Raw genomic sequence first — 26343 nt, forward strand, 5'->3', positions numbered from 1 at the left:
GTTTCGATTATTTGACCGCGCCGAACGTGAGGCCGCGCACCAGTTGCTTCTGCGAGAGCCAGCCGACGATCAGCACCGGCGCGACCGCCAGCAGCGAAGCCGCCGAGAGCTTGGCCCAGAACAGCCCTTCCGGACTCGAATACGACGCGATGAACACCGTCAGCGGCGCCGCGTTCGAACTCGACAGGTTGATGCTCCAGAAGGCTTCGTTCCACGACAGAATGATCAGCAGCAGCGCGGTGGACGCGAGGCCGGGCACCGACATCGGCATCAGCAGATAGACGATTTCCTGCCACGTGGCCGCGCCGTCCATGCGTCCGGCTTCGAGAATGTCGCGCGGAATCTCGTTGAAGTAGGTGTACGACATCCACACCGCGATCGGCAGATTGATCAGCGTGTAGACGATCACGAGTCCGCTCACGCTGTCGAGCAGGCCGGTGTTTTTCCACAGCAGATAGATCGGCACGAGCACGCCCACCGACGGCATCATCTTGGTCGAGAGCATCCACAGCAGGATTTTCTGCGTGCGGTGATTCGGGAAGAACGCCATCGCGTAGGCGGCGGGCACGGCGAGAATCAGGCAGACGATCGTCACGCCCGCCGAGATCAGCACCGAATTCCATGCGAACGCAAAGTAGTTGCTGCGCGCGAACACCTCGCGGAAGCTGTCGAGCGTCGGCATGAAGAACAGCGACGGAACGTAAGCCTGCTGCTCGGTCTTGAACGCCGTGATCGTCATCCAGAAGATCGGGAAGAACAGCGCGAGCGCGATAACCCACGCGAGCAGCCCCGGCACCACGCGGCCGAGCAATTGCAGCGGCGAGGCGCGATTGACCGCGTGCGGCGAATTGGGCGCGCTGGCGGGCGTAGCGGTAACCTGACTCATTTTTCGTACTCCCCTTTGAGGTTGCGGGCGAGCATGCGCACGAGGAAGAACGACACGATGTTCGCGAGCACGACGGCCAGAATGCCGCCCGCCGAGGCGATGCCCACGTCGAACTGCTGCAGGCCCATCGAGTAGATCAGGTACGTGAGGTTGGTGGTCGCGTTGCCGGGACCGCCGCCCGTGGTCGTGTAGATCTCGGCGAAGATCGACAGCAGGAAGATGGTTTCCATCATCACCACCACGGCGATCGCGCGTCGCAGATGCGGCAGCGTGATGTAGAAGAACATCGAGATCGCGCCCGCGCCGTCGATCTTCGCGGCTTCCTTCTGCTCCTGGTCGAGCGACTGGATCGCCGTGAAGAGAATCAGGAACGCGAACGGCAGCCATTGCCACGCCACGATCATGATGACCGCGAACAGCGGATAGACCGCGAACCAGTCGATCGGCGTGAGGCCGACCGCGCGCATCGCCACGGCCACGAGGCCGTAGACCGGATGCAGGATCATGTTCTTCCAGATCAGCGCGCTCACCGTCGGCATCACGAAGAACGGCGCGATGGCGAACAGGCGCGCGATGCCCTGGCCGATGAACTTGCGGTCGAACAGCACCGCCATCAGCACGCCGCCGATCACGGTAATCGCGAGCACCGAGACGATCAGCACGATCGTGTGGACGATCGACGGGATGAACGCCGGATCGGTGGCGAGAAACTTGTAGTTGTCGAGGCCGGCGAAACCCTTGAGGTCGGGATTCAGCAGGTTGTAGCGCGTGAACGAATACCAGATCGTCATCGCGAGCGGAATCGTCATCCAGAGCAGCAGGACGGCGACCGAAGGCGAGACCAGCCAGCGCGACGCCGAGCGGCGCTGTTCCACCTGTTGCACGTTCGGTTTGGGTGCGCGCGTTCGATTGAATAGAGGCATGTGGAGATGGAGATGACGCATGAGGACCACCCTTCTCTGTAGCGCGCCGCGCGGGGGCACGGCACCACATCTGCAGCGCGAGGCGGCCCGTCGTGGACGCGCCTCGCGGCGTTACTGAACTGCGTTACTGCGCTGCGTTACTTCTGATACCCGGCCTGCGCCACGGCGCGATCGGCGGCGGCGTTGCCCGCGCTGAGCGCCTGATCGACGCTCATCTGACCGGCGACGGCGCCGGAGATGCTCTGACCGACCACGGTGCCGAACGACTGGAACTCAGGAATCCCGACGAACTGCACACCCGTGTACGGCACCGGCTTCAAGGTCGGGTGATTCGGATCGGCGGTCTGGATCGCCTTCAGCACGAACTCCGAGAACGGCGCGGCCTGCTTGTACTCCGGACGCTGATAGGTCGAGATGCGCGTACCCGACGGCACCGACGCCCAGCCCTCGTCCTTCGCCACGAGCTCGACGTATTGCTTCGAGGTCGCCCATTCGATGAACTTGCGCGCCGAGTCCTGCGACTTCGACGACTTCGGCACCGCCAGCGCCCACGACCAGAGCCAGTGCGCGCCGTTCGGCGTGACGGCGGTCGGCGCGGCCGCGAAGCCGATCTTGTCGGCGACCTGCGACTGCGACTTGTTGTACAGAATGCCCGCGGCCACCGTCGCGTCGATCCACATCGCGCACTTGCCCGACGACATCAGCGTGAGGTTTTCGTTGAAGCCGTTCGAGCTCGCTCCCGGAGGGCCATCCTTCTTCAGCATGTCGACGTAGAAGCCCACCGCCTTCTTCCACTCGGGCGTGGTGAGCTGCGCGTGCCACTTCTCGTCGAACCAGCGGCCGCCGAAGGTGTTCACCACCGTCGTCACATAGGCCATGTTCTCGCCCCAGCCGGCCTTGCCGCGCAGGCAGATGCCGTAGGTGCCGGACGCCTTGTCGGTGAGCTTGTCGGCGAAGTCCTTGATCTGGTCGTAAGTCGGCTGATCGGGCATCTTGAGGCCCTTCGCGGCGAACAGATCCTTGCGGTAGTACGTCATCGAGCTTTCGACGTAGAACGGCAGCGCGTACAGCGTGCCGTTGTACGAAAGGCCGTCGCGCGCGGTCTTCACCACGTCGTCGATGTCGTAGGAGGCGGGCAGGTTCGTCATCGGCGCGAGCCAGCCGCGCTTGCCCCACTGCGGCGCTTCATAGGTGCCGATCATCATCACGTCGAACTGGCCGCTGTTGGTCGTGATGTCGGTCGTGGCGCGCTGGCGCAGCACGTTTTCCTCGAGGATCACCCAGTTCAGCTTGATGCCCGGATTGGCTTTTTCGAAGGCCGGCGAGAGCTTCTTCAGCTCGAGCATGTCCGGGTTGTTCAACATCGCGATCGTCACGGTCTGCGCGTGGGCCGCGCCCGCGGCAGCGATCATTGCACCCGCGCTCATGGCACGCAGCACGGTCTTCAAAACGGGTTTCATGACGTTGTCTCCTTGTTTGTTACGTTATGCGTCGTAGTGCGTTGCGTGTTGCAATCTTGATGCGACGTGACGTCGTGCTGCCGGGTCCTGCGTTGCTGCGTGTCGCGGCGGTTCAGCTCATCCAGTTGCCGCCGTCGACGTTGAGCGTCTGCGCGGTGATGTAATCGGCGTCGGCGGACGCGAGAAAGAGCGCCGCGCCCGTGAGGTCGCCAGGCAGGCCCATGCGGCCGAGCGGCACCGCCTCGCCCACGAGCCGCTTCTTCTCGCCCAGCGGCCGATGCTCGTAGCGCGCGAACAGCGCGTCCACCTGCTCCCACATCGGCGTATCCACCACGCCCGGCGCGATGCCGTTCACGTTGATCCGGTGCGGTGCGAGCGCGAGCGCCGCCGACTGCGTATAGCTCAGCACCGCCGCCTTGGTTGCGCAGTAGTGCGAAACCAGCGCTTCGCCGCGGCGCCCGGCCTGCGACGACATATTGATGATCTTGCCGCCCTGCCCCTGTTCGACCATGCGGCGCGCGACGGCCTGCATCAGAAAGAACATGCCCTTCACGTTCACCGCGAAGAGCCGGTCGTAGACGTCCCAGGATTCGTCGAGCAGCGGGCGCATGTCGAACAGCGCCGCGTTATTGAAAAGAATGTCGATGCGGCCGAAGCGCTCGACCGCCGTGAGCACGATGCGCTCGATGTCCTCGCGGCGCGTGACGTCCGCGCTCAGCGTGAGCACGCGTTCGGGATGCGCGGCGGCCAGTTCGACGGCGATGGCGTCGGCGGGCTTCACGTCGACCAGCACGCAGCGCGCGCCTTCGTCCAGATAGCGCTGCGCGACCGCTTCGCCGATACCGCTCGCCGCGCCGGTCAGCACCGCCACCTTGTCCTGCAAACGTCCAGCCGCCGGGTTTGCGGAATGTGCCACAGGGTTGTCTCCGAGTTCGTCCGTGCCGCCGGCGCGCGCTGATGAACACTCGCCCGACACATGAACATTTGCTCTATTAGTGGTCGAATGATCGGATACGGACGCGGACATGTCAAGGCGGACAAACGCTTGGCCGTCGGATTTCGATGGTGCGCCGCGCAAGCCGGCGCGCCGCGCGCCCGATTCTCCCGGCGCTCCCGGCATCGGCCGTCCGGCTGACTCGCCATCCTGCGTGATACGTTATATCATCTCGCCTTCACGGATTTTCACCATTTGGCCCTTCCGGTCGTGCTTTCCGTCTTTAATCGGCCTCGCCTCTCGTCCAAGGATAGAACCATGCTCGCAATTTCCGGCGCGAAGCTGCGCACGCGCAGCCGCCTCGCGCAGGCCGCCGCCACGCTGACGTTCACCACCCTCGCCGCCATCGCGGGCCTGCTCGGCCCGGCGCGCGCGGCGCAGGCCGACACCGCCATCCCCGTGGTGGCGGCGGAGAACTTCTATGGCGACGTCGTCAAGCAGATCGGCGGCGCGAACGTGAGCGTGACGAGCATCCTGAGCAATCCGGACCAGGACCCGCACCTGTTCGAAGCGAGCCCGAAGACGGCGCGCGCGCTCCAGCACGCGCGCGTGGTGGTCTACAACGGCGCCGACTACGACCCGTGGATGAGCAAGCTGCTCGGCGCGACCCAGGGCGGCCAGCGCACGACCATCGTCGCGGCGGACCTCGTCGGCAAGAAGGCGGGCGACAATCCGCACCTCTGGTACGACCCGCAAACGATGCCCGCCGTGGCGCGCGCGGTGAGCGCGGCGCTCGGCGCGGCGGACCCCGCACACAAGAGCGTGTACGATGCGAACCTGGCCACGTTCCTCGGCTCGCTCAAGCCGATCGACGCGAAGGTCGCCGCGCTGCGCGCGCAGTACAAGGGCGTGCCGGTGACGGCCACCGAACCGGTGTTCGGCTATATGTCGGATGCGATCGGTCTCGACATGCGTAATCTGCGCTTCCAGCTGGCCGCGATGAACGACACCGAGGCGAGCGCGTCGGACATCGCCGCTTTCGAGCGCGATCTGCGCGAACGCCGCGTGCACGTGCTGATCTACAACAGCCAGGCGACCGAAGCGCTCACGCGGCGCATGCTCGGCCTCGCGCAGCAATCGAAGGTGCCGACGGTGAGCGTGACCGAGACGCAGCCCGCAGGCGTGAATTTCCAGCAGTGGATGCTGGCGCAGCTCGACGCGCTCGGCAAGGCGCTCGCGCAGCACTAAACACGAAGTATTCAGGGAACAGAAGCAATGACAGAGGCCGCGCCCTCTCCGCAACACGCACAGGACGTGCATCACCACCGCGCGCCGCAGCCGGTGCTCACGCTCGCGGGCGTGACGCTCACGCTCGGCGAACGCACGATCCTGCGCGACGCCAACTTCGCCGTGAACCAGGGCGAATTCATCGGCGTGCTCGGACCGAACGGCGCGGGCAAGACCACGCTGATGCGCGCGATCCTCGGCCTCGTGCCCGCCTCGCGCGGCGCGATCCGCGTGCTCGGCGAACCGGTCGCGCGCGGCAATCCGAAGATCGGCTACATGCCGCAGACGCGCACGGCGCTCGCGAGCCGCCGCGTGCGCGGCCGCGACTTCGTGGCGATGGCCGCCGACGGGCACCGCTGGGGCCTGCCGCGCGCCGACGCCGCCACGCGCGCCGACGTCGCCCGCGTGCTCGATCTCGTGGGCGCGACGAAGCTCGCCGACCGGCCGCTTTCCGAACTCTCGGGCGGCGAGCGCCAGCGCCTGCTGCTCGCGCAATGTCTGCTCGGCGACCCGAAACTGCTGCTGCTCGACGAGCCGCTCATCAGCCTCGACCCGCACCATCAGCGCGGCGTGGTCGAACTCGTGCGGCGCGTGCAGCGCGAACTGGGCATCGCCGTACTGTTCTCGGCGCACGAACTCAATCCGCTCCTCAACGCGCTCGACCGCGTGCTGTATCTGGGCAACGGCGTGGCGGCGCTCGGCAGCGTGGACGAAGTGATCACCGCGCCCGTGCTCTCGCGCCTCTACGGCTCGCCGATCGAGGTGATGCGCATGAAGGGCCGCATTTTCGTGATGTCCGGCGACGTGGAAGTCGAAAAACACGACCACGAACACGAGCACGATCATGGCCACGACCACGGCCATTCGCACGGCGCGCACGGCCACGCACACGCCCACAACAACAACGACGCACACGGCCACTCGCACGATGCTTGAATACGATTTCATGGTGAACGCCTTCGCGGCGTCGGGCATCGTCGCCGTACTTGCGGGCATCGTCGGCTATTTTCTGGTGATGCGCGGACAGACCTTCGCGGGTCACGCGCTCTCGCACGTCGGCTTCACGGGCGCGACCGGCGCCGTCCTGCTGGGCGTCTCACCGATGTGGGGCATGGTGGGCTTCACGCTCGCGGCGGGCGTCTCGATGGGCGCGCTCGGCGAAAAACTCGCGGGCCGCGACGTGGCGATCGGCGTGATTCTCTCGCTCGCGCTCGGCTTCGGCCTGCTGTTCCTGCACTTCTTCACGTCCTACGCCACGCAGGTCACGGCGCTGCTGTTCGGCAACGTGCTCGGCGTGAACCGCGACACGCTCGGCGTGCTCGCGGCGCTCGCGGTGGCGAGCCTCGGGGCGCTCGCGGCCATCATGCGTCCGCTGCTGTTCGCCTCGCTGCAGCCGGAGCTTGCGGAAGCGAAAGGCGTGTCGCTGCGTCTCGTGTCGATGCTGTTTCTCGGCATCGCCGCGCTCGCCGTGGCTGCGTGCACGCAGATCGTCGGCGTGCTGCTGGTGTTCACGCTGATGGTCGGCCCCGCCGCCGCCGCGCAGAACCTCACGACGCGGCTCTCGGCGGGCCTCGTGCTCGCGGCGCTGCTCGCGCTCGCGCAGGCGTGGATCGGCGTCGCGCTCGCCTACTACACCGACTGGCCGACGAGCTTCTGGATCACCGCGCTCGCCGCGCTCGTCTATGGCGCGAGCCTGATCGGCAAGCGGCAGTCGTAAGCGGCGCCGCGCGCACTCCAACGAAAAAAGGCGTTGTACCCGCGAGGGACAACGCCTTTTTTATCGCCTTCGGTGGCACGCCACGCGTGGCCGATGCCGCTACACGGCCTCGCCGTCGCCCGTGATGAAACGCAGCCGCCGCGACTCCTCGGCGTCCGCGAGCAGCGCCTCGAAACGCTGATCGGCGAGCCGCGTGAGCGCCGCGCTGGCATCGGGCGTGGCGACGTCGAGATCGCGCAGGATCTGCTGATCGCCGCCCGCCTCGCTGTTCAGATGCAGATAGCGCTCGCGCAGCTCGCGCGCACAGGTGGCGCGCGCCATGTGCTCCTGCGCCTCCATGCTCAGATCGAGCGCGGGCTGCGCCCATGCGAAGCCGCGCAGCGGCAGACGGCTCGGCACGCTCTTGTGGCGCACGCCCGTGGTGCCGACGCTCAGCATGCGCACCGGCGCGCCGCGCCGCTGGGCCTGGACGAGCGCGTGCGCGTCGGGGCAATTGGCGGCGAGGCCGCCGTCCACGTGCCAGTCGTCGTCGAGCATCACGGCGGGGAAATGCGCGGGCGCCGCCGAGGTCGCGCGCGCGGCGGCGAGCAGCGAACAGGCATCCGCTTCGTCGCCCGCGAGACCGCGGCTGCGCAGCAGACGGATCTCGCCGAGCGACCAGCTCACGGTCGTCAGCATGAGCGGCTTGTCGAGTTCGGAGAGCGGCGTGTGCGCGCGGCCGTCGAGACACGCGACGATCGCGCGTTCGAGCGGCTCGGCCGCGTACACCTTCTTGCTGAAGAGTTTCTGGAGCGTGCGCAGCGAGAGCTTTGGAAAAATCGACGGCCCCCACTGCGCGAGCATCGCGTGCAGTTCGCGCGCACTGACGCCCGCCGCCAGCCCCGCCGCGAGAATGCCGCCGACCGAGGTGCCCGCGATCAGGTCGAAACGCGCGCCGATCGGGCCGTCGCCGAACTTGCCGCTTTCCTCGATGCGCGCGAGCAGGCGCGCCGTGTAGAGGCCGCGAAAGCCGCCGCCCGACAGGCTCAGCACGCGGCAGCAGGCGGGCGCGGGGGTGAGGCGGCCGCCAGGCACGCGGAACTGGTCGTCCAGCGGATCCAAGGGCTTATTCCTCGAGCAGCGACACCACGCTCACCTGCAGCTTGCGCAGTTCGCGGTGGTACGCCTCTTCGGGCTCGACGAGCGTGCAGCCGTTCGCGACGGCCGTGGCGATCACCATGCGCGTGTCCTGACCGACCGCATGGCGCTTGCCGCCCTTCTCGATTTCGAGCGGCTGATGGCCGCGCCACTGTTCCCACTCGGCGGCCTCGGCCTGGTCGAACGGCAGCAGCACCGAGCCGTCGTCGACGAGCGCAGCCAGCCGCGCTTCGAGCGCCTTCCTGAAGGCGGCGCGGCGCGGCTCGCTGGTCTTGTGCTGCGCGATCACCTGGCGCGCGGCGGCCACGCTGATCACGCTGAGGTTGATGTCGCGCGCCTTCACGCCGCTTTCCATCCATTTGCGCGACGCGGTGTCTTCGATGCACATGTCGATGAGCGTATTCGTGCCCAACAGGAATCTCGGCATGGACGGCCTTTGTCTCGTAATGCCCCGAATGTCGATCGGTTGTTGTAATGAGGTGCGTGCGGCGCGAAACCGCGGCCGCTCAACGCGGCACGCGGTAGTGATCTTCGGCGTCGATCGACACGTCGCGCGGCAGCTTGCCCGTGGCCGGCACCGAGGGCAGCCCGGCGAACACTTCCGCCACGGTGCGGTCGCTGACCGTGTTGGACATCAGCGCGACCGCCTGATCGAGACCGAGGATGATGAACGGCTCCTGGCCCTGGTTGACGATCTCCACCGATCCCGACTTCACGCGCTTGAGCACGCTCGAATAATTGGTCTTGAACGCGGAAATGGGCGTGCCGGCCGCGTTGATGTCGGTGGCGCCGACGCGCGCGGCGATCGCCTTCACGGCCGCCTGGAAATCGACCATGCGGCGCTCGACGGTTTCCTTGCCGGCTTCCGGTTCGACTCGCAGTGCTCGCATGATCGTGGCTCCAAAAAATAAGAACTAACAGGTTCAACCTGACCAGATTCTAGTACCAACCTGACCAGATTTCCAAGTTTTGCAACGGGGTCGAATCCTCAGAAGCCGGACGCAAAAAAGGGCCGCGACGCGTTGCGTGACGGCCCTTGCGCTTTTGCACGGCTTTTGCCGCGCTCCGCTCCGTGCGCCTTACTTCAGCAGCACGCTCGCGTGATGCGCGAGATGGTCCTCGATGAAGCTCTGGATGAAGAAGTAACCGTGATCGTAGTCTTCGTGACGGCGCAGCGTGAGCGGCTGGCCCGCCGCCGCGCAGGCGGCCTCGAACACGTCCGGGTTCAACTGGTTCGCGAGGAACGCGTCGGCGAGACCCTGATCGACCAGAATGCCCGCCTCGAACTGGTGCGCGGCCGTCGCCACGAGTTCGCTCGCGTCGTACTGCTTCCACGCTTCGCGGTCGTCGCCGAGATAGCCGCTGAAGGCTTTCTCGCCCCACGGGCAGCGCGTGGGCGCGGCGATCGGCGCGAACGCCGACACCGAGCGATAGATATCCGGATTGCGCAGCGCGAGCGTCAGCGCGCCGTGTCCGCCCATCGAGTGGCCGAAGATGCCGAGGCGTTCGCCGTCGATCGGCAGATGTTCGGTGACCGCCGCGCGCAGCTCGTCGCGCACGTACGAATACATGCGCCAGTGCGTCGACCACGGCTCGCGCGTGGCGTCGACGTAGAAACCCGCGCCCACGCCGAAGTCCCACGCATCGGCTTCGCCGGGCACGTTCGCGCCGCGCGGGCTGGTGTCGGGCGCAATCAGCGCGATGCCGTGCTGCGCGGCGAAGCGCTGCGCGCCCGCCTTGATCGGGAAGGTTTCCTCGGTGCAGGTCAGGCCTGCGAGATAAAAGAGCGCGGGCACCTTCGCGTTGCGCGCCTGCGGCGGCAGATAGACCGAAAAGCGCATCGGCAGGCCGATGGTTTCCGACTCGTGCTTGTAGATGCGTTGCACGCCGCCGTAGCAGGCGTGTTCTTCAATCAGGATCAGCATCCCGTTTTTCCTCCGCTCTCAGTCAGGAACTGGCCGGTGCGAACCAGCTTCGCACCCGGCCATATAAATCGATAAAGCGCGCGTGGCGCTGCGCAAGCGCGGCGTCCTCGCGCGGCTGCGCGACGCGCGCCGATGCGGGCGCGAGCGCCGCGAGTTCGTCCATGCGCCAGTGTCCGCACGCGACGCCGCCGAGCAGCGCCGCGCCGCGCGTGGCCGCGTTCGGACAGTCGATGGCGTGCAGTTCGGCGCCGAGCGCGTCGGCGAGCAGTTGCCGCCAGCGCGGATCGACGGAACCGCCGCCCGCGAGTTTGAGCGAAGCGAGCGGCGCGGGCTGGACCTGCGCTTCGCGCAAGGCGTCGAGCCCCGCGCGCAACGCAAACGCCACGCCCTCGAACGCCGCGCGCATGAGCGTGCCGCGCGTATCGCCGAGTCCCGCGCCGAGCCAGCCGCCGCGCGCCGACGGATCGAGCCACGGCGAACGCTCTCCGCTCAGATACGGCAGGAACGCGAGCGTGGACGACGCGGGCGCGGCAAACGCCTCGTCATACGCGGCGCGCCAATCGTAGACCAGCCAGCCACGCGCCGCTTCGAGCGCCACCCCCACGTTCTGCATCGCGGCCATCGCATACCAGCCGCCCGACGCCGAACGATAGCGATGAATGCCGCGCCGCGCAGGCGGCTCGCTGCGCGCCGTCACGAGAATCTGGCCGCCCGTGCCGGTGGTGACGAGCGCGTCGCCGTCCTCGTGCAGACCGCTGCCGAGCGCCGCGCACGGTGTGTCGCCCGCGCCGGTCGCGAGCACGATGCCCACCGGCAGGCCGAGCGCGCGCGCCGCGTCGGCGCTGAGCGTGCCGCTCGCCGCGCCCGACGCCGCCAGCGGCGCGAACCAGTGCGACGGCAAACCGAGACGCTCGATCAACGCGCGATCCCACTGGCCGTCGGGTGCGGCAAGCGCGGTCGCGCAGGCATCGGACGGATCGGCGACGAAGGCCTCCGGCGCGCCGCCTGCGAGCGCCGCGCGCAGCCAGTCCTTCGGTTGCAGCGCCCAGCGCGCGGCGTCGGCGACGACGCGCTCGTGCTGCATCGTCCAGCGCAGCAGCGGGCCCGCCATGCCGGGCGCGACGGGATTGGGCTGCGGATGCGCGTCGCTGTCGGGCCAGGCGTCGAGCAGATCGTGCGCGCGCGTGTCGGGCCACAGCATCGCGGGACGCAGCGCCTGACCGCGCGCATCGGTGAGCACGACGCCGTGCATCTGCCCGGAAAAACCGATCGCCCGCACCGCCGCGCGCTCCGCTTCGGGCAGCTTCGCGCAGGCCTGCACGAGCGCGTCCCACCAGCGCCGCACGTCGATTTCGGCCCAGCCGGGCTGCGGCGTTTCGAGCGCATAGGCGATGCTCGCCACGCAGCGCTCCGCGCCTTCGTCATCGACGATCGCGACTTTGAGGGAACCGGTGCCGAGGTCGATGCCGAGAAAACGCGCGGACGATGCGTGCATGCGAAGCGTCTGGAAAGAAGAGGAAGGGCTGGCCGCGAACCGCAGACGGCGAAACGAAACGGGCCGAATGGCGGCTGGTGTAACGGCTCATGATACCGGCGCGAGGGTCAGGCGGCGAGTCCGCGCACATATGCGCCGAGCACGCGCCGAGCACGCCACGAAATCACGCGAAACCCCACGGACCGCCCGCGCTCGCGGGTAAACCCACCCGCACCGCGCGCAATGCAAAACGGCTCACATGCGGAAAGCGAAATAGAGATCATAACCACGCCGCCATGCGTGCGCGCATCCGGCCGGCGTCAGCCGCGCCGCGACAGCGTCGCTTTTCGCTGCGTCGAACGCGTCCGGCGCGACGCACGCCGTCACTGCGCGCGCGCCGCCGAACGCCGCAAACCGCCTGAAACATGGGACGAACGGCGCATGCGCGCGTCGCGGCCACCTCGACGCGACGCGCCCCGGCCTCGCCGCGCGCGCCATCGCGTTCATGCGCCGCGCACGATCGCGCCCTCGTGGCGCGCGCTGCGCGGCCCGCGCGCATATCGCCCCCGGAAAGCACGGAATAGTCCCCAGCGGTCTTGTTGCATATTTTTTGCGCGCATACCTTGGAGTCCATATTCCCAAACGAAGACGGAGAGAGACGACATGCATCCCCAGGGTATGGAACGGGAGCCGGCCCAGTCCCGACAGCGTGGCGGCGCCCAGGTTCACCCGTGCGACGAACGTCTGCCGTTCGGCCAGTTGCTGACGCTCGGCATCCAGCACGTGCTCGTGATGTACGCGGGCGCGGTGGCGGTGCCGCTCATCATCGGCGGCGCCATCGGTCTGCCGAAAGATCAGGTGGCCTTTCTCATCAGCGCCGACCTGTTCGCGTGCGGCATCGCCACGCTGATCCAGACGCTCGGCCTGTGGATCTTCGGCATCCGCCTGCCCGTCATCATGGGCTGCACGTTCGCCTCGGTCGGCCCGATGATCGCCATCGGCACGAATCCGTCGCTCGGCATCCTCGACATCTTCGGCTCGACCATCGCGGCGGGCGCGATCGGCATCGTCATCGCGCCGATGATCGGCAAGCTGCTGCGCTTCTTCCCGCCCGTCGTGGTGGGCACGGTGATCGCGGTGATCGGCCTCTCGCTGATGGAAGTGGGCATCAACTGGGCGGCCGGCGGCGTGGGCAATCCGAATTACGGCGACCCGGTCTATCTCGGCCTCTCGCTGCTCGTGCTGATGCTGATCCTGCTGATCAACAAGTTCGGCCGCGGCTTCATCGCCAATATCTCGGTGCTGCTCGGCATCGTGGCGGGCTTCGCGATCGCGCTGGCGCTCGGCCGCGTGAACCTCGACGGCATCACGCACGCGCCGTGGGTCGGCTTCGTGATGCCGTTCCACTTCGGCATGCCGAAATTCCACGTGCTGCCGATCGCGACGATGGTGATCGTGATGTTCGTCACCTTCATCGAATCGACCGGCATGTTCCTCGCGGTGGGCGACATGGTCGAGCGTCCCGTCGATCAGGCGACGCTCGTACGCGGCCTGCGCGTGGACGGTCTGGGCACGATGATCGGCGGCATCTTCAACTCGTTTCCGCACACCTCGTTCTCGCAGAACGTCGGGCTGATCGGCGTGACGGGCGTGAAAAGCCGCTACGTCTGCGCGATGGGCGGCGTGATCCTCGTGCTGCTCGGCCTCTTTCCGAAGATGGCGCAGATGGTCGCCTCGGTGCCCGCCTTCGTGCTCGGCGGCGCGGGCATCGTGATGTTCGGCATGGTGGCCGCGAACGGCATCAAGGTGCTGGCGAAGGTGGATTTCGTGAAGAACCAGCACAACCTGTTCATCGTCGCGGTGAGCGTGGGCTTCGGGCTCGTGCCGGTGGTCTCGCCGCACTTCTTCGCGCAACTGCCGCCCGCGCTCTCGCCGATCCTGCATAGCGGCATCCTGCTCGCCTCGGTGTGCGCGGTGGTGCTCAACCTGATCTTCAACGGCGTGAAGAGCGAACGCGCCGCCGGCCGCGACATCCGCCGCGCCGGGCACGATTTCGACGGCCGCCATGCGCACGACGCGCCTGGCGGCCCGGAAGCCGGTCATGACATGCCGCGCACCGCGGCACACTGAGTCGACGCGAGAGGTGCTCCGGCCGCCTGCGCGAGACGCATCGGCCGGGGTCTTTTGCTGGTTTGGCGCCACGGGAAACCGTGGCGTTTTTTTCGTGGCGTCGTGAGCGAACGCGCTCACGACGACCGTCGGCACTACGACAGCACTACTGATCTTCCCGGCTGATGCCCGCCGTGATGCGCGCGAGATCCGCCTGGTCGAAGGCGATATTCGACGTATCGCCGCGATCGTCCAGAATCTTGCGGGCGATCGCATCGGAAACCGGCGCGACGATCGAGAAGTGATCGCCCTCGGCGACCTTGAATACGTGCAGCGGAATCTTGTGGTTTTGCGCCACCGTCTGCACGGCATCGAACTCGTGCCAGTAGTTCGACTCGCCTTCGAAATAGAACGTGGGCGATTTGATCGACGTGACGAACGTCATCGGCGAGCGCAGGCGGAATTCGTCGGGACGCGTCTGATCGAACGGCACCGCCACCTGCATCTCGCCCGCGTCGATGCGCAACTTCAGATCCGGCACGCCACCCAGCGAAAAAACCGCGCGGAAGCGATCGTTCAGTTCGCTCGCGAGCAGCGCGCGCGTGCCACCGGCGCTGTGGCCGACGAGATAGATGCGCTGGGGGTCGACATAAGGCTGCGCGGCCAGCCACGCGCGCGCCGATTCGATATCGTCGATCTCGCCGTAGAACATCTCGTACGCGCCGGGATTGTCGTTCTCGCCACGGAAGCTCGGCATCATCGTCACGATGCCGGCCTTGCGAAAGGCTGCGCCGCTCTGGTCGTTCGCGCGCGGCTGGGGCGTCCAGAAAAGCTGATCCGTCGGGCCGCCGATGCCGCCATAGCCGCCCACAACCCAGATCACGGCCGGATGACGCTTGCCGTCGTGCGGATCCGGCGTGACGTAGGCTGCGAGCTTGCCGTCCCTGGCCGGATAGCGGATCAGATCCAGCACGCCGGCCGGTGGCCTGGCGGGCGTCCCGTCGGGCTGGAACGAGTGGTCGACGATATGCGTCTGGAACTGCGAGCGCGCGCTTTCGAGACTGCTGCTCACTTCATAGGGGTCTTTCGCCTGACACGCGGCGAGCACGAGCGCCGCCGCGACGCCGGCGAAACGTCGAAGATTCATGGTCATGATGCGTAAGCGAGAAGCGCCGCCGCCGTCATCGAACAACGCGCGGCGGCATCGGAAAATTCACGGGAAACCGGGCGAACAACGCCGGCGATCAGATCCAGCGGATCAGCTTGAAGAAGTTCCAGCGCTCGGCTTCGCGCTTCACTTCCTTGCGGTAAACGGCGTAGTTCGCGACCTGCGCGCAGATCAACGCCACGGCCAGTCCGGCCATGCGCGCGATCATGTCGGCGGCACGGTCGCCGGGCACGAACATCATGAGCACGGCGGCGATGACACAGGCGGCGCAGGTGAGCCCCAAGGTCGCGATCGCGGTACGCCACAGGCCGCAGACGAGGAAGTAGATCGGCCCGAAGAAGAACGCGAAGAAGTTACCGCCGATCTTGATGCGCTGGAGAAAGGGAATCTGCTTGAATGCGGCCTTGTAGGCGGGCGAACCCGGCGCGCCATGCGCATCAAAGAATTCGAAGCGATCGACCCAGCGTTTGGGCAGGCCGTGGTAGGTCGAGGAAGTCGGTTCGGTTTGCATCAGTTGCCTCACTAGCTGAAAAAATTCGTTGCCGGCCTTTGCCTTGCGATTCTTTGCCTTACTTCTGGTCGGTCCATGCTAGTGACAGCAAATCGTAATAAAAATAGGATAATTACTAAATTGTCCTTAGGTTGATTGAGAAATCTCCTGGCGGCGGTGCGCTGCTTCGCCCCGCTTTTAAGACGCATCGCGCAAAAAAAAACGCCACGGTCACCCGTGGCGTTTTCACTTCAGGACGCACTGAAGCGTCGCTGAAATATCGCTCAACCCGCCGACACAGCCGACGCCGCCGGAGCCGAAGCCGCCGCCGGCGCGCTGGCCGAGCCGTAATCGGCCGGCGCATCCGGCGCGCGCGGCGTTTCGCCCGCGTGCTGGATCCAGCCGCCGCCGAGCGCGCGATACAGATCGACGAGATTCGTCATGCGTGCGAGGCGTGCGCTGATCAGCGTCTGCTGCGACGTGTACAGGCTCGTCTGCGCGGTCAGGACCGGCAGATAGCTGTCCACGCCGTTCTTGTAGCGCAGTTCCGACAGCGACAGCGAACGCTGGTTCGCGAAGGTGTTGCGCTCGAGCGCCGCGATCTGCTGATCGTAGGTGCCGCGCGCCGCCAGTCCGTCCGCCACTTCGCGGAACGCCGACTGGATCGCCTTCTCGTAGTTCGCGATCTCGATCCGCTTTTGCACGTTGGCCAGTTGCAGATTCGCGATATTCGAACCGCCCTCGAAGATCGGCAGCGTGACCTGCGGCACGAAACTCCATGCCGCCGTGCCCGCCTTGAACAGACCGCCGAGCGACAGGCTTTCGGTGCCGAACGCCGCCGTCAGCGAGATCTTCGGGAAGAAGGCCGCGCGCGCCGCGCCGATGTTGGCGTTCGCGGCGAGCAGCGTCTGCTCCGCTTCCATGATGTCCGGACGGCGCGTGAGCATGTCCGACGTCAGTCCGGCGGGGATGTCTGCGAGCAGATCCTGGCCGTCGAGCGGCAGGCCTTGCGGCATCTCCGCCGGCAGCGGCTCGCCGATCAGCAGCACGAGCGCATTCTCGGCCTGCGCGCGGGCGCGCAGTTGCGCCTGCAGGTTGGCCTGCGCCGTTTCGACCACGGTCTGCGCCTGACGCAGATCGAGTTCGGTGCCGGTGCCGTTGTCGAACTGCGCCTTCGTGATGTTGTACGAGTCCTGCGCCGTCTTCAGCGTTTCCTGCGTGACCTTCAGCAGGTCGTCGTCGGAAAGCATCGTCAGGTACTGGTCCGCGACTTCCGACACCAGCGTGATTTCCGCCGCCTTGCGCGCATACGCCGTCGACAGATACTGCGCGAGCGCCTGATCCTTCAGGCTGCGAATGCGGCCCCAGAAGTCGATTTCCCAGGACGCCTGCAGGCCCACGTTGTAGACGCTGTACGGATTGGTCGGATAGCTCGTCGCCAGGTCCTGCGGCAGGCGCGTGCGCGTGTCCGTGCCCACGCCGTTGATGGCGGGGAACAGCTCGGCGCGCGTGATCTGATACTGCGCACGCGACGCTTCCACGTTGAGCACCGAGACACGCAGGTCGCGGTTGTTCTTCAGCGCGATTTCGACCAGTTGCTGCAGACGCGGATCGACGAAGAAGTCGCGCCAGCCGATGTCGGTGGCCGCCGCGCCGTTGGCGCTGCGGCTGCTCTTCGCGGTGGTGCCCTCGCCGCCTTCGCCGGCCTGGCCGGCTTCGGTGCCGGGCTGCGTCGCGTAGACGCCGCCCTGCGGGAAGGTCTGCGACACCGGCGCATCCGGCCGGTGGTACCACGGCGCCATCGTGCAACCTGCCAGTAGCGCAGCGGCCCCTGCAATTACGGATAGTTTATGCATCTCAATGTCCTTCCTTACCCGGGCCGCCGTTGTCACCACCGCTGCCGCCGTTGCCGCCGTTGCCGCCGTTGCCGCCGTTGCCGCCCGCGCCACCGGCGTTATCGTCGTCATGGTCGTGCGCGTGGTGCTCTTCGTAGTGCTGGAGCGCGACGTCGGCGTCTTCCTTCTCGCCTGCGAACTTCGCGCGGATCACGACGAAGAACATCGGGATCATGAAGATCGCGAGGAACGTGGCCGTGACCATACCGCCGATCACGCCCGTGCCGATCGCGTGCTGCGATGCCGAACCCGCGCCGTTACTGATCGCGAGCGGCAGCACGCCGAGAATGAACGCCATCGACGTCATCAGGATCGGGCGCAGACGCAGTCGGGAGGCTTCGAGCGCCGCCTCGATCGGTCCCATCTTGCCGTCGGCCTGCAGGTCGCGGGCGAATTCCACGATCAGAATCGCGTTTTTCGCCGACAGACCCACGGTGGTCAACAGACCCACCTGGAAGAACACGTCGTTTTCCAGACCGCGCAGCGTGACCGCCAGCAGCGCGCCGAGCACGCCGAGCGGCACCACCATGATGACCGCGAACGGAATCGACCAGCTTTCGTACAGCGCCGCAAGACACAGGAACACGACGAGGATCGAGATGCCGTACAGGATAGGCGCCTGCGAACCCGACTGACGTTCCTGGAACGACAGACCGGTCCATTCGTAGCCGATGCCCGCGGGCAGCTTCAACGCGATCTGCTCCATGGCCGTCATGGCCTGGCCCGTCGACTTGCCCGCGCTCGCCTGACCCTGGATTTCCACCGCCGAGATACCGTTGTAACGCTCGAGCTTCGGCGAACCGTAGGTCCACTCGCCGCTGGCGAACGAATTGAACGGCACCATCCCGCCCGCGCTGTTGCGCACGTACCAGCTGTTCAGATCGTTCGGCGTCATGCGGAACGGCGCGTCCGACATCACGTAGACCTTCTTGATCCGGCCGTCGACGTCGAGGAAGTTGTTCACGTACGACGACGCCCAGCCGATCGAGAACGTCTGGTCGACCGACGCCGCCGTCACACCGAGCGCTTCAGCCTTCTCGCGATCGATGTTGATCTTGTACTGCGGCGTGTCGTTCAGGCCGTTCGGACGCACGAGGGCGAGCGACGGATCCTTCGCAGCCATGCCGAGCAGCATGTTGCGCGCTTCCATCAGCTTTTCGTGGCCCACGCCGCCGCGATCCTGGAGTTCGAAGTCGAAGCCCGAGGCCGTGCCGAGTTCAGGAATCGACGGCGGATTCACCGGAATCACCATCGCGTCCTTGTAGCCCGCATAGTGCGCGAACACGCGGCCCACCAGCGCCTGGACCTTCTGGTCCGCGTGCTGACGTTCCTTGTAGTCCTTCATGCGCACGAACACGAGACCCGAGTTCTGGCCGCGACCGGCGAAGCTGAAGCCGTTCACCGTGAACGTCGACTCGACGATCGACTTCTCGTCGTTGAGCAGATAGTTCTGGATGTTGGCCAGCGTGCGCGCCGTGGTTTCCTGCGTCGAGCCCGAAGGCGTCTGCACGATCACGAACATCGTGCCCTGGTCTTCATCGGGCAGGAACGACTTCGGCAGGCGCACGAACAGCAGGCCAACCGCGACGATCACCGCGAGATAGATGATGAGCCAGCGGCCCGAGCGCTTGATCACGTGATAGACGCCGCTGTGATACTTGTCGCGGCTCTTTTCGAACGTGCGGTTGAACCAGCCGAAGAAGCCCTTCTTCTCTTCGTGATGGCCCTTCGGGATGGGCTTGAGGATGGTCGCGCACAGTGCGGGCGTCAGAATCAACGCCACCAGCACGGACAGCACCATCGCGGCCACGATCGTCAGCGAGAACTGACGGTAGATCGCGCCCACCGAACCGCCCGAGAACGCCACCGGCACGAACACCGCGGAGAGCACGAGCGCCACGCCCACGAGTGCGCCGGTGATCTGGCCCATCGCCTTGCGGGTGGCTTCCTTCGGCCCCAAGCCCTCTTCCACCATCACCCGTTCGACGTTTTCCACCACCACGATCGCATCGTCCACCAGCAGACCGATTGCGAGCACGAGGCCGAACATCGACAGCGTGTTGATCGAGAAGCCCACCGCCGCCATGATCGCGAACGTACCCAGCAGCACCACCGGCACCGCGATCGTCGGAATCAACGTCGCGCGCAGGTTCTGCAGGAACAGGTACATCACGAGGAACACCAGCACGATGCCTTCCAGCAGCGTCTTGATGACTTCCTCGATCGACAGGCGCACGAACGGCGTCGTGTCGTACGGGTACTTCACGACGAGACCGTGCGGGAAGTACTTCGAGAGGTCGTCGATCTTCTGGCGCACCAGCTTCGCGGTTTGCAGCGCATTCGCGCCCGTGGCGAGCTGAATACCCAGACCGGCGGTCGGCGCACCGTTGTACTTCGTGTCGAAGTTGTAGTTTTCGCCGCCCAGACCGATACGCGCCACGTCCTTCAGACGCACCTGCGAGCCGTCCTGGTTCACCTTCAGCAGGATGTTGCCGAACTCTTCAGGCGTGTGCAGCAGCGTCGATTCGGTGATGGTCGCCTGGAACGACTGACCCGCCACCGACGGCGTGCCGCCCAGCTGACCGCCCGCGATCTGCACGTTCTGCGCCGTGATCGCCGCCGTCACGTCCGAAGGCGTGAGCTGGAAGTTGGTGAGCTTGTTCGGATCGAGCCAGACGCGCATCGCGTACTGCGAGCCGAACAGCGTGACCGTACCCACGCCGTCGATACGGCTGATCGGGTCTTCCACGTTCGACGCCACGTAGTTCGCGAGGTCGTACTTGGTCATGCTGCCGTCTTCGGAGACGAACGCCATCACCAGCAGGAAGCTGCTGCTCGATTTCGTGACCTTGATGCCGAGCTGCTGCACCACCTGCGGCAGAATCGGCGTGGCGAGCTGCAGCTTGTTCTGCACCTGCACCTGCGCGATGTCCGGGTTGGTGCCCGCCGCGAAAGTCAGCGTAATGGTGGCCGTGCCCGAGTCATCGGACGTGGACGACAGATACAGCAGGTGGTCGAGACCGCTCATCTGCTGCTCGATCACCTGGGTGACCGTGTCTTCCACCGTCTTGGCCGACGCGCCCGGGTAGGTCGCGCTGATCTGGATGGACGGCGGCGCGATGGTCGGATACTGCGCGACCGGCAGCGTGAACACCGACGCCACACCCGCCAGCATCAGGATGATGGCGACCACCCAGGCAAAAATCGGGCGGTCGATAAAGAACTTTGCCATGAAGCAGGCTCCCTGTTATTGCGCAGCGGAAGCAGCGGGGGCGGAGGCAGCGGACGCGCCCGATGCGGCGCTGGCGCTGGCGTTGCCCGAAGCCGTCGCTTCGTCGGCCGACGGCGCGCCCGGCGGCGGCGGCGGCGGCAGATGCGCGTCGACCGGTTTGACCTCGGCGCCCGGCTTGACCTTCTCGGTGCCTTGCACGATCACGCGGTCGCCCGCATTGATGCCGCTTTCGACGATCCAGTCCTGGCCTTGCGAGCCCGACGTCACGATCGGACGCAGTTCGACCTTGTTGTCCTTGTTGACGACGAGCACCGTCGCCTGACCCTTCTGGTCGTGCAGCACACCGATTTGCGGCACGAGGAAGGCGCGTTCGTTGGTGCCTTCGTCGATGCGCGCGCGCACGAACATGCCCGGCAGCAGCACGTGATCCGGATTCGAGAACAGCGCGCGGATCGTCACCGAGCCGGTGGTCTGGTCGACCGTGACGTCGGTGAACTGGAGCTTGCCCTGTTGCGCGTAGGTGCGGCCGTCTTCGAGCACGAGCGAAACCTTGGCGGCGTCCGGACCGTTGGTCTTCAGACGGCCTTCCTGGATTTCGCGGCGCAGTTTCAGACCGTCGAGGCTCGACTGCGTGAGATCGACGTACATCGGGTCCATCTGCTGCACGGTGGACAGCAGCGTGGCGGCGCTCGCCTGCACGTAGGCGCCCGGCGTGACCTGCGAGATGCCGACCTTGCCCGTGATGGGCGAGACGACGTCCGTATAGCCGAGGTTGATCTGCGCGGTGTCGACCGCGGCCTTGCCCGCCGCGACATCGGCGGCGGCCTGGCCCTGCGCGGACACGGCGTTGTCGTAATCCTGCTTGCTCACCGCGTTGGCCTGCACCAGCACCTTGTAGCGCGTGACGAGCGCGTTCTGCGTGACGAGGTTCGCCTGCGCCTTGGCGAGCGTGGCCTTGGCGTTATTGAGCGTGGCGATGTACGGCGCCGGATCGATCTTGTACAGGCGCTGGCCTGCCTTCACGACGCTGCCTTCGGTGAACTCGCGGCGCAGCACGATGCCGTCGACCCGTGCGCGCACTTGCGCGACGAGGAAGGCATTGGTGCGGCCCGGCAGTTCGGACACGACCGGCACGGCGGTGGGCTGGAGGGTGACGATACCCACTTCGGGAGTTTGCGGCGGCGGCGCCGACTGCTTTTGCCCGCACGCTGCAAGCACGATTGCAGCCGTCGCGAAGCTGATTAGGCGGAATGGAACCCGTTCGACGCGCATGGAGCGACCTCTGTCTATAACTGACGATTAAAAGCGTGCGGCGTCCTCGCGAGCGGGAGCAAGCAGGAGGACAACATCGCACGCCAGCATCTGGCAATACCTGACGGATGACCCGGTACTTCAGGAAAAAAGCGCGATACCGGTCAGCTACATCCGTCCGGACGGTTCTTCAGCGCGCCGCCGCGTCGGGCGCCGCGCATGGGGGTTTCTACGACCACCAAAGGGCCAGTGACGGATATTACCGGACATCACCACTTGAGGTACCCAGGTGGTGGGGTGCTATTATAGATACATTCGCGAACGAATGTAAAAGAACGAATCATTCCTCATGAACGGTTCGTCAAGAGCGTTTTGCGCATGACATCTATATTACAAATCAATACGTTGCCGATTGCGCCCCTTTGCATCTCTTGCCGAATAGTCCTTCGGTTTTCAGGGCTTTTGTTCGCGTAAAGCGCCCTTATTAACTCCTTACCACAGCCCTTACGCCGGTATTCCAACGATCATGGCCCGACGCACGAAAGAGGAAGCGCTGGAGACGCGCAACCGCATTCTCGACGCCGCCGAACACGTCTTTTTTGAAAAAGGCGTTTCGCGCACATCGCTCGCCGACATTGCGCAGGCCGCCGGCGTGACGCGCGGCGCGATCTACTGGCATTTCGAGAACAAGGGCGATCTGTTCACGGCGATGTTCGACCGTGTGATCCTGCCGCTCGACGAACTCAAGGCCGCCTCGGTCGATCCGGGCGAGCCCGACCCGCTCGGGCGCATCAAGGATCTGTGCACGCTCTGTCTGTGCGATACGGCCAGCGACGCGCGCCGCCGCCGCGTGTTCGAGATCCTGTTTCTGAAGTGCGAATTCGTCGAGGAAATGGGCCCGGTGATGGCGCGCCATCAGGGCAATATGCGCGAGGGGCTGATGCGCATCGAGGAAGGCTTGCGCAACGCGATGTCGAAGGGCCAGCTGCCCGCCGACCTCGACGCGCCGCGCGCCGCGCGCGTGCTGCATTCGTTCATCACGGGCGCGCTGCGCGACATGGCGATCCTGCCCGACGCGTTCGACGTGGCGAGCAATGCCGAACGGCTCGTCGAAGCGGTGTTCGACGCGCTGCGCTTCAGTCCGGCGCTGCGCGTGACGGCCGCACCCGCGTAATCGCGCGCGGGCGTTTTCGTTCGATATCGTTGTCCTGGCGAGAGCGGCGGTCGCCGCCCTCTTCGTCTCGGCGCTGACTCGCCGCTGATCGCTTACGCCGCCACGCGCGCCTTGCGCGCACGCTGATTCGACAGGTAGATGTTGTCGCGCGGCAACGGCGCGCCCTCGGCCAGCGCCGCCAGCCAGGCGTCGGTGCTCGCGACCGCGGCGAAGCGCGACTGCATCACCACGCTGAACACGCGATGGATCTCCGCGGCGCTCGCCGCACCCGCCGAATTCTCATACGGCACCGCCCCCGTCGCATCCTCCAGAAACTCGACCGCGAGCCCCGCGTGCGTGGCGTCGAAGGCCGTCGAGGCGTCGCAGTTGTGCGTCATGTAGCCGACGATCGTGAGCGTGTCGATCCCGCGCGCGGCCAGCCACGCGCCCAGATCGGTGCCCGCGAAGGCGCTCGGCAGCGACTTCTCGACGTAGTGATCGCGCTCGCGCGACGCCACCACGTCGTGCAGTTCGGCGCCCGCGCTGCCGCGCGCGAACAGCGGCGACTCCGCAGGCGCGAAGTTCTGCACGACGACGACCGGCACGCCCGCGGTACGCGCGGCGTCGATGGCGCGGCCGATGTTGGCGAGCGAGGTGTGGACGTCCGGATATTCGATCGGCAGATCGCCGCTCACATATTCGTTCTGCACGTCGATGACGACGAGCGCGCGGCGCGGTTGTGCGGACATGGTGAGGCCTCCTGATTCGAGCAGTGTGAGCGAAGGTTCGCGAAGGTTCGAAAGAATTCGCGATGGTTTGGAATGCTTGGGATCAACATCGCCGGGCCTGGCGGCACAACGACGATGGCGCATTGTTGCGTGGCGGCGCGAGCGCGCACAGTGGCCCGAATGACAAGTTTCGCTAGAATCGGGCCAAACATCGGCGGCATGTTCAAGTCGCGCCGATCTCCCCGAACGTCCCCAAAAGCGAGTTAGCGATGTCCACCGCCGCCGTTCTGCCCGAGCCGTCCGATTCCGCGCCCGCGCCCTCCATTCGCCCGACGACGTCCACGTCAGCGCGCCGCATCGCCGTGGTCGCCTTCGACCGCATCATCCCATTCCATCTGTCGGTGCCCTGCATCGTGTTCGGCGAGGACCGCGCCGAAGGCGGCGTGCCGCCGTTCGAACTGCGCGTGTGCGCAGCGGAAAGCGGCCCGCTCGCGACCACGGCGGGCTTCACGCTCGGCGCGACGCACGGCCTCGACGCGCTCGCCGACGCCGACGTCGTCATCGTGCCGAGTTGGCGCGATACCGAGGAAGCGCCGCCCGAGGCGCTCTGCGCCGCCTTGCGCGACGCCCGCGCGCGCGGCGCGGTGCTGGTCGGCCTGTGCCTCGGCGCTTTCGTGCTCGCGCAAGCGGGTCTGCTCGACGGCCGTCCGGCCACCACGCACTGGGCCGCCGCCGACGCCTTCGCACGCCGCTTCCCGCGCGTGCGCTTCGATCCGCACGTCCTTTACGTCGACGACGGCGACATCCTCACTTCGGCGGGCACGGCGGCGGGACTCGACTGCTGCCTGCATCTGCTGCGCCGCCTCGCGGGCACCGACGCGGCCAACTACGTCGCGCGCCGCCTCGTGGTCCCGCCGCATCGGCAAGGCAATCAGGCGCAATACGTGCAGCAGCCCGTCGCGGCGCGCGGGCGCGGCGACCGGCTGTCGGGTCTGCTCGACTGGGTCCGCGCGAATCTGGACACGCCCCACACGCTCGACACGCTGGCCGAACGCGCGCTGATGAGCCGCCGCACCTTCACCCGCCAGTTCCGCCTGACGACGGGCGCGACCGTGGGCGCGTGGCTGCTCGGCGAGCGTCTCGCGCGTGCGCAGCAGTTGCTCGAAAGCACCGATCAGCCGATCGACGCCGTCGCCCAGCGCGCGGGCTTCGGTTCGGCGGCGTCGCTGCGACAGCATTTCGTGCAGGCGTTCAGCACCTCGCCGTCGGCATGGCGGCGCGAGTTCCGGGGTCAGTGAACGAAGGACGGGAAGCGGATGGCGCGCCGGCGCGCGGCGTGAGCATGCCGGCGCCGGAACGCCGCGACGACTGCGGGCGTCAACCGCCCGTAAAGAAGCGCGCCGCGTAGAGCAGCAGCGCGACGAAGAAGATCATCGCCGCCCACGCCCAGCTCGGCATGGCGTGCGGCGCGGGTTCGTGATGGAGCGTGCTTGCCGCACGGCCCGAGAGTGTGCCGCCCGCATGCGGCAGCAGATGCGCGCGCCGCGCGACCGCCGCGAGATTGATCGGCCGCAGGAATACGTGCTGACGGCGCGGTTCCTTGCCGCGCGCGCGATTGGGCGCCCGGCCGTGCTTGGCGGCGACCACCGCGCAGAATTCCGTGAAAAATTCGTCGGCCAGATCGTGCAGCGCGTGCTCCATCTGGCGCGGCGGCAATTCGCCGAGCGGACCGGTCAGCGTCGCCCACACCGAATAATCGATACGTGTGCTCGGCGGCTTGCCCGCGGCCACCTCCTCCTCGCGCAGCGCCACGTCGATCTGGCCGCGCATCGAACCGATGCCCTCGGCGCGCGCCCGAAAACTCAGCACGCGGCGCGGCGTGAGCGGCACGGTCGCCACGTCGCTGGCGATATGCGCGCGCACTTCATAGCGCGCGCGCAGCGGCCCGAGCGGCACCGTCAGCGTGAGCGCATACTCGCCCGCGCCCAGTCGCCGGAACATTTCGCAATGCTCAAGGCTCGCGCGCACCAGCGCGGCGTCCTGCAGCGCCTGCCAGACGGCAAGCGGCTCGAGCGGAATCCTCAGTGCGTCGTTCAGTTCCATGGCGGCTCCCCGGTCGCGTTTCGAGAAGGTCGTAGGTCGTAATCGTGTGTGTCGTAGGCGGTATTCGCGCGCGGATCAGGAGGTCTGGTCGATGCGGTCGACGCGTTCGGCGTCGAAGGCCAGATAGCCCCCAATTTCGCGCACGGTGTCGTGCGGCGCTTCGTAACTCCAGGCGGCGTCGTCGATGCGTCCGTCTTCGGTGCGCAAGTGGTAGTAGACCGCCTCGCCCTTGTGCGGGCACGCGCTCGTGCGCACGGAACGTTCGAGGCGCGCCATGTTCACGTCGGCGCGCGGGAAATACCAGGTATCGATAGCGCCGGGTTCGGAGAGCGTGAGCGCGGCCAGCGTGTCGGCGATCGTGATCCCGCCGTGTATCACGCGCACGCGATGACGATTTACGACGATCTCGATGCGATGGCCGGCATCCGGTTCGACCGTCATGGTCCGCTCCCTGATCGATGGGCGGCGCAG

Annotated in this window: 24 protein-coding genes; 6 read left to right on the forward strand and 18 right to left on the reverse strand. The window is 66.5% G+C overall.

Annotated elements, in window-relative coordinates:
* Nucleotides 1-7: 7 nt before the first annotated feature.
* The 4 genes from BMY06_RS29280 to BMY06_RS29295 all read right to left on the reverse strand — a co-directional run bounded on the left by BMY06_RS29280 (nucleotide 8) and on the right by BMY06_RS29295 (nucleotide 4185).
* Nucleotides 8-886 carry a carbohydrate ABC transporter permease gene (locus tag BMY06_RS29280; RefSeq protein WP_065059271.1) on the reverse strand — a complete coding sequence of 293 codons (879 nt, stop codon included), beginning with the start codon at nucleotides 884-886 and terminating at the stop codon, nucleotides 8-10.
* Nucleotides 883-1830 carry a carbohydrate ABC transporter permease gene (locus BMY06_RS29285; protein WP_065059272.1) on the reverse strand — a complete coding sequence of 316 codons (948 nt, stop codon included), beginning with the start codon at nucleotides 1828-1830 and terminating at the stop codon, nucleotides 883-885. The genes BMY06_RS29280 and BMY06_RS29285 overlap by 4 nt, the downstream gene beginning before the upstream one ends.
* 116 nt (nucleotides 1831-1946) lie before the next feature.
* Nucleotides 1947-3269, reverse strand: coding sequence for an ABC transporter substrate-binding protein (locus BMY06_RS29290; RefSeq protein WP_065059273.1), 1323 nt, complete (start codon nucleotides 3267-3269; stop codon nucleotides 1947-1949).
* 112 nt (nucleotides 3270-3381) lie between these two features.
* Nucleotides 3382-4185, reverse strand: a complete 804-nt coding sequence (locus BMY06_RS29295; RefSeq protein ID WP_074986737.1) for an L-iditol 2-dehydrogenase — start codon at nucleotides 4183-4185, stop codon at nucleotides 3382-3384.
* Nucleotides 4186-4521: 336 nt separating this feature from the next.
* On the opposite strand from BMY06_RS29295, the gene BMY06_RS29300 reads away from it, so the two are divergent.
* The 3 genes from BMY06_RS29300 to BMY06_RS29310 are packed head-to-tail and all read left to right on the forward strand — an operon-like array spanning nucleotide 4522 to nucleotide 7207.
* Nucleotides 4522-5451 (forward strand): metal ABC transporter solute-binding protein, encoded by a 930-nt coding sequence (locus BMY06_RS29300; RefSeq protein WP_080180653.1) that lies wholly within the window; start codon nucleotides 4522-4524, stop codon nucleotides 5449-5451.
* 27 nt (nucleotides 5452-5478) lie between these two features.
* The gene (locus tag BMY06_RS29305; protein WP_110328860.1) at nucleotides 5479-6426 is read left to right on the forward strand and encodes an ABC transporter ATP-binding protein; all 948 of its coding nucleotides are present in this window, start codon (nucleotides 5479-5481) and stop codon (nucleotides 6424-6426) included.
* Nucleotides 6419-7207 carry a metal ABC transporter permease gene (locus tag BMY06_RS29310; protein WP_065059275.1) on the forward strand — a complete coding sequence of 263 codons (789 nt, stop codon included), beginning with the start codon at nucleotides 6419-6421 and terminating at the stop codon, nucleotides 7205-7207. The genes BMY06_RS29305 and BMY06_RS29310 overlap by 8 nt, the downstream gene beginning before the upstream one ends.
* Nucleotides 7208-7306: 99 nt before the next feature.
* Here BMY06_RS29310 and BMY06_RS29315 read toward each other — a convergent pair whose 3' ends face one another.
* From BMY06_RS29315 to BMY06_RS29340, 6 genes are all read right to left on the reverse strand, one after another.
* Entirely contained in the window at nucleotides 7307-8308 is a 1002-nt protein-coding gene (locus BMY06_RS29315; RefSeq protein ID WP_074986738.1) for a CBASS cGAMP-activated phospholipase, read from the reverse strand.
* Between the two features lie 4 nt (nucleotides 8309-8312).
* Nucleotides 8313-8771: a PIN domain-containing protein gene (locus BMY06_RS29320; protein ID WP_065059277.1), complete on the reverse strand. Its 459-nt coding sequence runs from the start codon at nucleotides 8769-8771 to the stop codon at nucleotides 8313-8315.
* A 79-nt stretch (nucleotides 8772-8850) separates the two neighbouring features.
* Nucleotides 8851-9234, reverse strand: coding sequence for a hypothetical protein (locus BMY06_RS29325; RefSeq protein WP_065059278.1), 384 nt, complete (start codon nucleotides 9232-9234; stop codon nucleotides 8851-8853).
* 189 nt (nucleotides 9235-9423) lie between these two features.
* Nucleotides 9424-10269 (reverse strand): S-formylglutathione hydrolase, encoded by an 846-nt coding sequence (fghA, locus tag BMY06_RS29330; protein WP_065059279.1) that lies wholly within the window; start codon nucleotides 10267-10269, stop codon nucleotides 9424-9426.
* Nucleotides 10270-10291: 22 nt separating this feature from the next.
* The gene (locus BMY06_RS29335; RefSeq protein WP_074986740.1) at nucleotides 10292-11764 is read right to left on the reverse strand and encodes a xylulokinase; all 1473 of its coding nucleotides are present in this window, start codon (nucleotides 11762-11764) and stop codon (nucleotides 10292-10294) included.
* A gap of 234 nt (nucleotides 11765-11998) precedes the next feature.
* A complete protein-coding gene (locus tag BMY06_RS29340) occupies nucleotides 11999-12250 on the reverse strand; it encodes a hypothetical protein (protein WP_074986741.1) in 252 nt (83 codons plus the stop codon).
* Between the two features lie 156 nt (nucleotides 12251-12406).
* On the opposite strand from BMY06_RS29340, the gene BMY06_RS29345 reads away from it, so the two are divergent.
* Complete coding sequence (locus BMY06_RS29345; protein ID WP_244144308.1) at nucleotides 12407-13873, forward strand: nucleobase:cation symporter-2 family protein; 1467 nt, start codon at nucleotides 12407-12409, stop codon at nucleotides 13871-13873.
* Between the two features lie 145 nt (nucleotides 13874-14018).
* Here BMY06_RS29345 and BMY06_RS29350 read toward each other — a convergent pair whose 3' ends face one another.
* From BMY06_RS29350 to BMY06_RS29370, 5 genes are all read right to left on the reverse strand, one after another.
* Nucleotides 14019-14999, reverse strand: a complete 981-nt coding sequence (locus tag BMY06_RS29350) for an alpha/beta hydrolase family protein (RefSeq protein ID WP_208490357.1) — start codon at nucleotides 14997-14999, stop codon at nucleotides 14019-14021.
* A 97-nt stretch (nucleotides 15000-15096) separates the two neighbouring features.
* Entirely contained in the window at nucleotides 15097-15531 is a 435-nt protein-coding gene (locus BMY06_RS29355) for a DUF2628 domain-containing protein (RefSeq protein WP_065059284.1), read from the reverse strand.
* A gap of 263 nt (nucleotides 15532-15794) precedes the next feature.
* Complete coding sequence (locus tag BMY06_RS29360) at nucleotides 15795-17366, reverse strand: efflux transporter outer membrane subunit (protein WP_065059285.1); 1572 nt, start codon at nucleotides 17364-17366, stop codon at nucleotides 15795-15797.
* Between the two features lies 1 nt (nucleotide 17367).
* On the reverse strand, nucleotides 17368-20637 hold the full coding sequence (locus BMY06_RS29365) for an efflux RND transporter permease subunit (protein ID WP_074986744.1): 3270 nt from the start codon (nucleotides 20635-20637) through the stop codon (nucleotides 17368-17370).
* A 15-nt stretch (nucleotides 20638-20652) separates the two neighbouring features.
* On the reverse strand, nucleotides 20653-21909 hold the full coding sequence (locus BMY06_RS29370) for an efflux RND transporter periplasmic adaptor subunit (protein ID WP_074986745.1): 1257 nt from the start codon (nucleotides 21907-21909) through the stop codon (nucleotides 20653-20655).
* A gap of 505 nt (nucleotides 21910-22414) precedes the next feature.
* Between BMY06_RS29370 and BMY06_RS29375 the strand changes: the two genes are divergently transcribed.
* On the forward strand, nucleotides 22415-23062 hold the full coding sequence (locus BMY06_RS29375; protein ID WP_065059288.1) for a TetR family transcriptional regulator: 648 nt from the start codon (nucleotides 22415-22417) through the stop codon (nucleotides 23060-23062).
* Nucleotides 23063-23154: 92 nt separating this feature from the next.
* Here the strand turns inward: BMY06_RS29375 and BMY06_RS29380 are convergent, their stop codons facing one another.
* Nucleotides 23155-23790: a cysteine hydrolase family protein gene (locus tag BMY06_RS29380; protein ID WP_065059289.1), complete on the reverse strand. Its 636-nt coding sequence runs from the start codon at nucleotides 23788-23790 to the stop codon at nucleotides 23155-23157.
* Between the two features lie 248 nt (nucleotides 23791-24038).
* On the opposite strand from BMY06_RS29380, the gene BMY06_RS29385 reads away from it, so the two are divergent.
* Nucleotides 24039-25067 carry a helix-turn-helix domain-containing protein gene (locus BMY06_RS29385; RefSeq protein WP_080180651.1) on the forward strand — a complete coding sequence of 343 codons (1029 nt, stop codon included), beginning with the start codon at nucleotides 24039-24041 and terminating at the stop codon, nucleotides 25065-25067.
* A gap of 79 nt (nucleotides 25068-25146) precedes the next feature.
* Here BMY06_RS29385 and BMY06_RS29390 read toward each other — a convergent pair whose 3' ends face one another.
* Both BMY06_RS29390 and BMY06_RS29395 read right to left on the reverse strand, forming a co-directional pair.
* A complete protein-coding gene (locus BMY06_RS29390) occupies nucleotides 25147-25872 on the reverse strand; it encodes an SRPBCC family protein (protein ID WP_065059290.1) in 726 nt (241 codons plus the stop codon).
* 75 nt (nucleotides 25873-25947) lie between these two features.
* The gene (locus BMY06_RS29395; RefSeq protein ID WP_065059291.1) at nucleotides 25948-26313 is read right to left on the reverse strand and encodes a DUF427 domain-containing protein; all 366 of its coding nucleotides are present in this window, start codon (nucleotides 26311-26313) and stop codon (nucleotides 25948-25950) included.
* Nucleotides 26314-26343 lie beyond the last annotated feature (30 nt).

Source organism: Paraburkholderia tropica (genome assembly GCF_900109265.1).
In the GTDB taxonomy this organism is placed as follows: Bacteria; Pseudomonadota; Gammaproteobacteria; order Burkholderiales; family Burkholderiaceae; genus Paraburkholderia; species Paraburkholderia tropica.

Excerpts from the sequence above, each read along its gene's own strand:
- BMY06_RS29305 (WP_110328860.1), top strand. The coding sequence starts at position 5,479 with ATGACAGAGGCCGCGCCCTCTCCGCAACACGCACAGGACGTGCATCAC.
- BMY06_RS29350 (WP_208490357.1), bottom strand. The coding sequence starts at position 14,999 with ATGAATCTTCGACGTTTCGCCGGCGTCGCGGCGGCGCTCGTGCTCGCC.
- BMY06_RS29325 (WP_065059278.1), bottom strand. The coding sequence starts at position 9,234 with ATGCGAGCACTGCGAGTCGAACCGGAAGCCGGCAAGGAAACCGTCGAG.
- BMY06_RS29360 (WP_065059285.1), bottom strand. The coding sequence starts at position 17,366 with ATGCATAAACTATCCGTAATTGCAGGGGCCGCTGCGCTACTGGCAGGT.
- BMY06_RS29395 (WP_065059291.1), bottom strand. The coding sequence starts at position 26,313 with ATGACGGTCGAACCGGATGCCGGCCATCGCATCGAGATCGTCGTAAAT.
- BMY06_RS29365 (WP_074986744.1), bottom strand. The coding sequence starts at position 20,637 with ATGGCAAAGTTCTTTATCGACCGCCCGATTTTTGCCTGGGTGGTCGCC.
- BMY06_RS29290 (WP_065059273.1), bottom strand. The coding sequence starts at position 3,269 with ATGAAACCCGTTTTGAAGACCGTGCTGCGTGCCATGAGCGCGGGTGCA.
- BMY06_RS29285 (WP_065059272.1), bottom strand. The coding sequence starts at position 1,830 with ATGCGTCATCTCCATCTCCACATGCCTCTATTCAATCGAACGCGCGCA.
- BMY06_RS29300 (WP_080180653.1), top strand. The coding sequence starts at position 4,522 with ATGCTCGCAATTTCCGGCGCGAAGCTGCGCACGCGCAGCCGCCTCGCG.
- BMY06_RS29280 (WP_065059271.1), bottom strand. The coding sequence starts at position 886 with ATGAGTCAGGTTACCGCTACGCCCGCCAGCGCGCCCAATTCGCCGCAC.
- BMY06_RS29355 (WP_065059284.1), bottom strand. The coding sequence starts at position 15,531 with ATGCAAACCGAACCGACTTCCTCGACCTACCACGGCCTGCCCAAACGC.
- BMY06_RS29370 (WP_074986745.1), bottom strand. The coding sequence starts at position 21,909 with ATGCGCGTCGAACGGGTTCCATTCCGCCTAATCAGCTTCGCGACGGCT.
- fghA (WP_065059279.1), bottom strand. The coding sequence starts at position 10,269 with ATGCTGATCCTGATTGAAGAACACGCCTGCTACGGCGGCGTGCAACGC.
- BMY06_RS29340 (WP_074986741.1), bottom strand. The coding sequence starts at position 12,250 with ATGAACGCGATGGCGCGCGCGGCGAGGCCGGGGCGCGTCGCGTCGAGG.
- BMY06_RS29310 (WP_065059275.1), top strand. The coding sequence starts at position 6,419 with ATGCTTGAATACGATTTCATGGTGAACGCCTTCGCGGCGTCGGGCATC.
- BMY06_RS29385 (WP_080180651.1), top strand. The coding sequence starts at position 24,039 with ATGTCCACCGCCGCCGTTCTGCCCGAGCCGTCCGATTCCGCGCCCGCG.
- BMY06_RS29380 (WP_065059289.1), bottom strand. The coding sequence starts at position 23,790 with ATGTCCGCACAACCGCGCCGCGCGCTCGTCGTCATCGACGTGCAGAAC.
- BMY06_RS29390 (WP_065059290.1), bottom strand. The coding sequence starts at position 25,872 with ATGGAACTGAACGACGCACTGAGGATTCCGCTCGAGCCGCTTGCCGTC.
- BMY06_RS29345 (WP_244144308.1), top strand. The coding sequence starts at position 12,407 with ATGCATCCCCAGGGTATGGAACGGGAGCCGGCCCAGTCCCGACAGCGT.
- BMY06_RS29335 (WP_074986740.1), bottom strand. The coding sequence starts at position 11,764 with ATGCACGCATCGTCCGCGCGTTTTCTCGGCATCGACCTCGGCACCGGT.
- BMY06_RS29320 (WP_065059277.1), bottom strand. The coding sequence starts at position 8,771 with ATGCCGAGATTCCTGTTGGGCACGAATACGCTCATCGACATGTGCATC.
- BMY06_RS29375 (WP_065059288.1), top strand. The coding sequence starts at position 22,415 with ATGGCCCGACGCACGAAAGAGGAAGCGCTGGAGACGCGCAACCGCATT.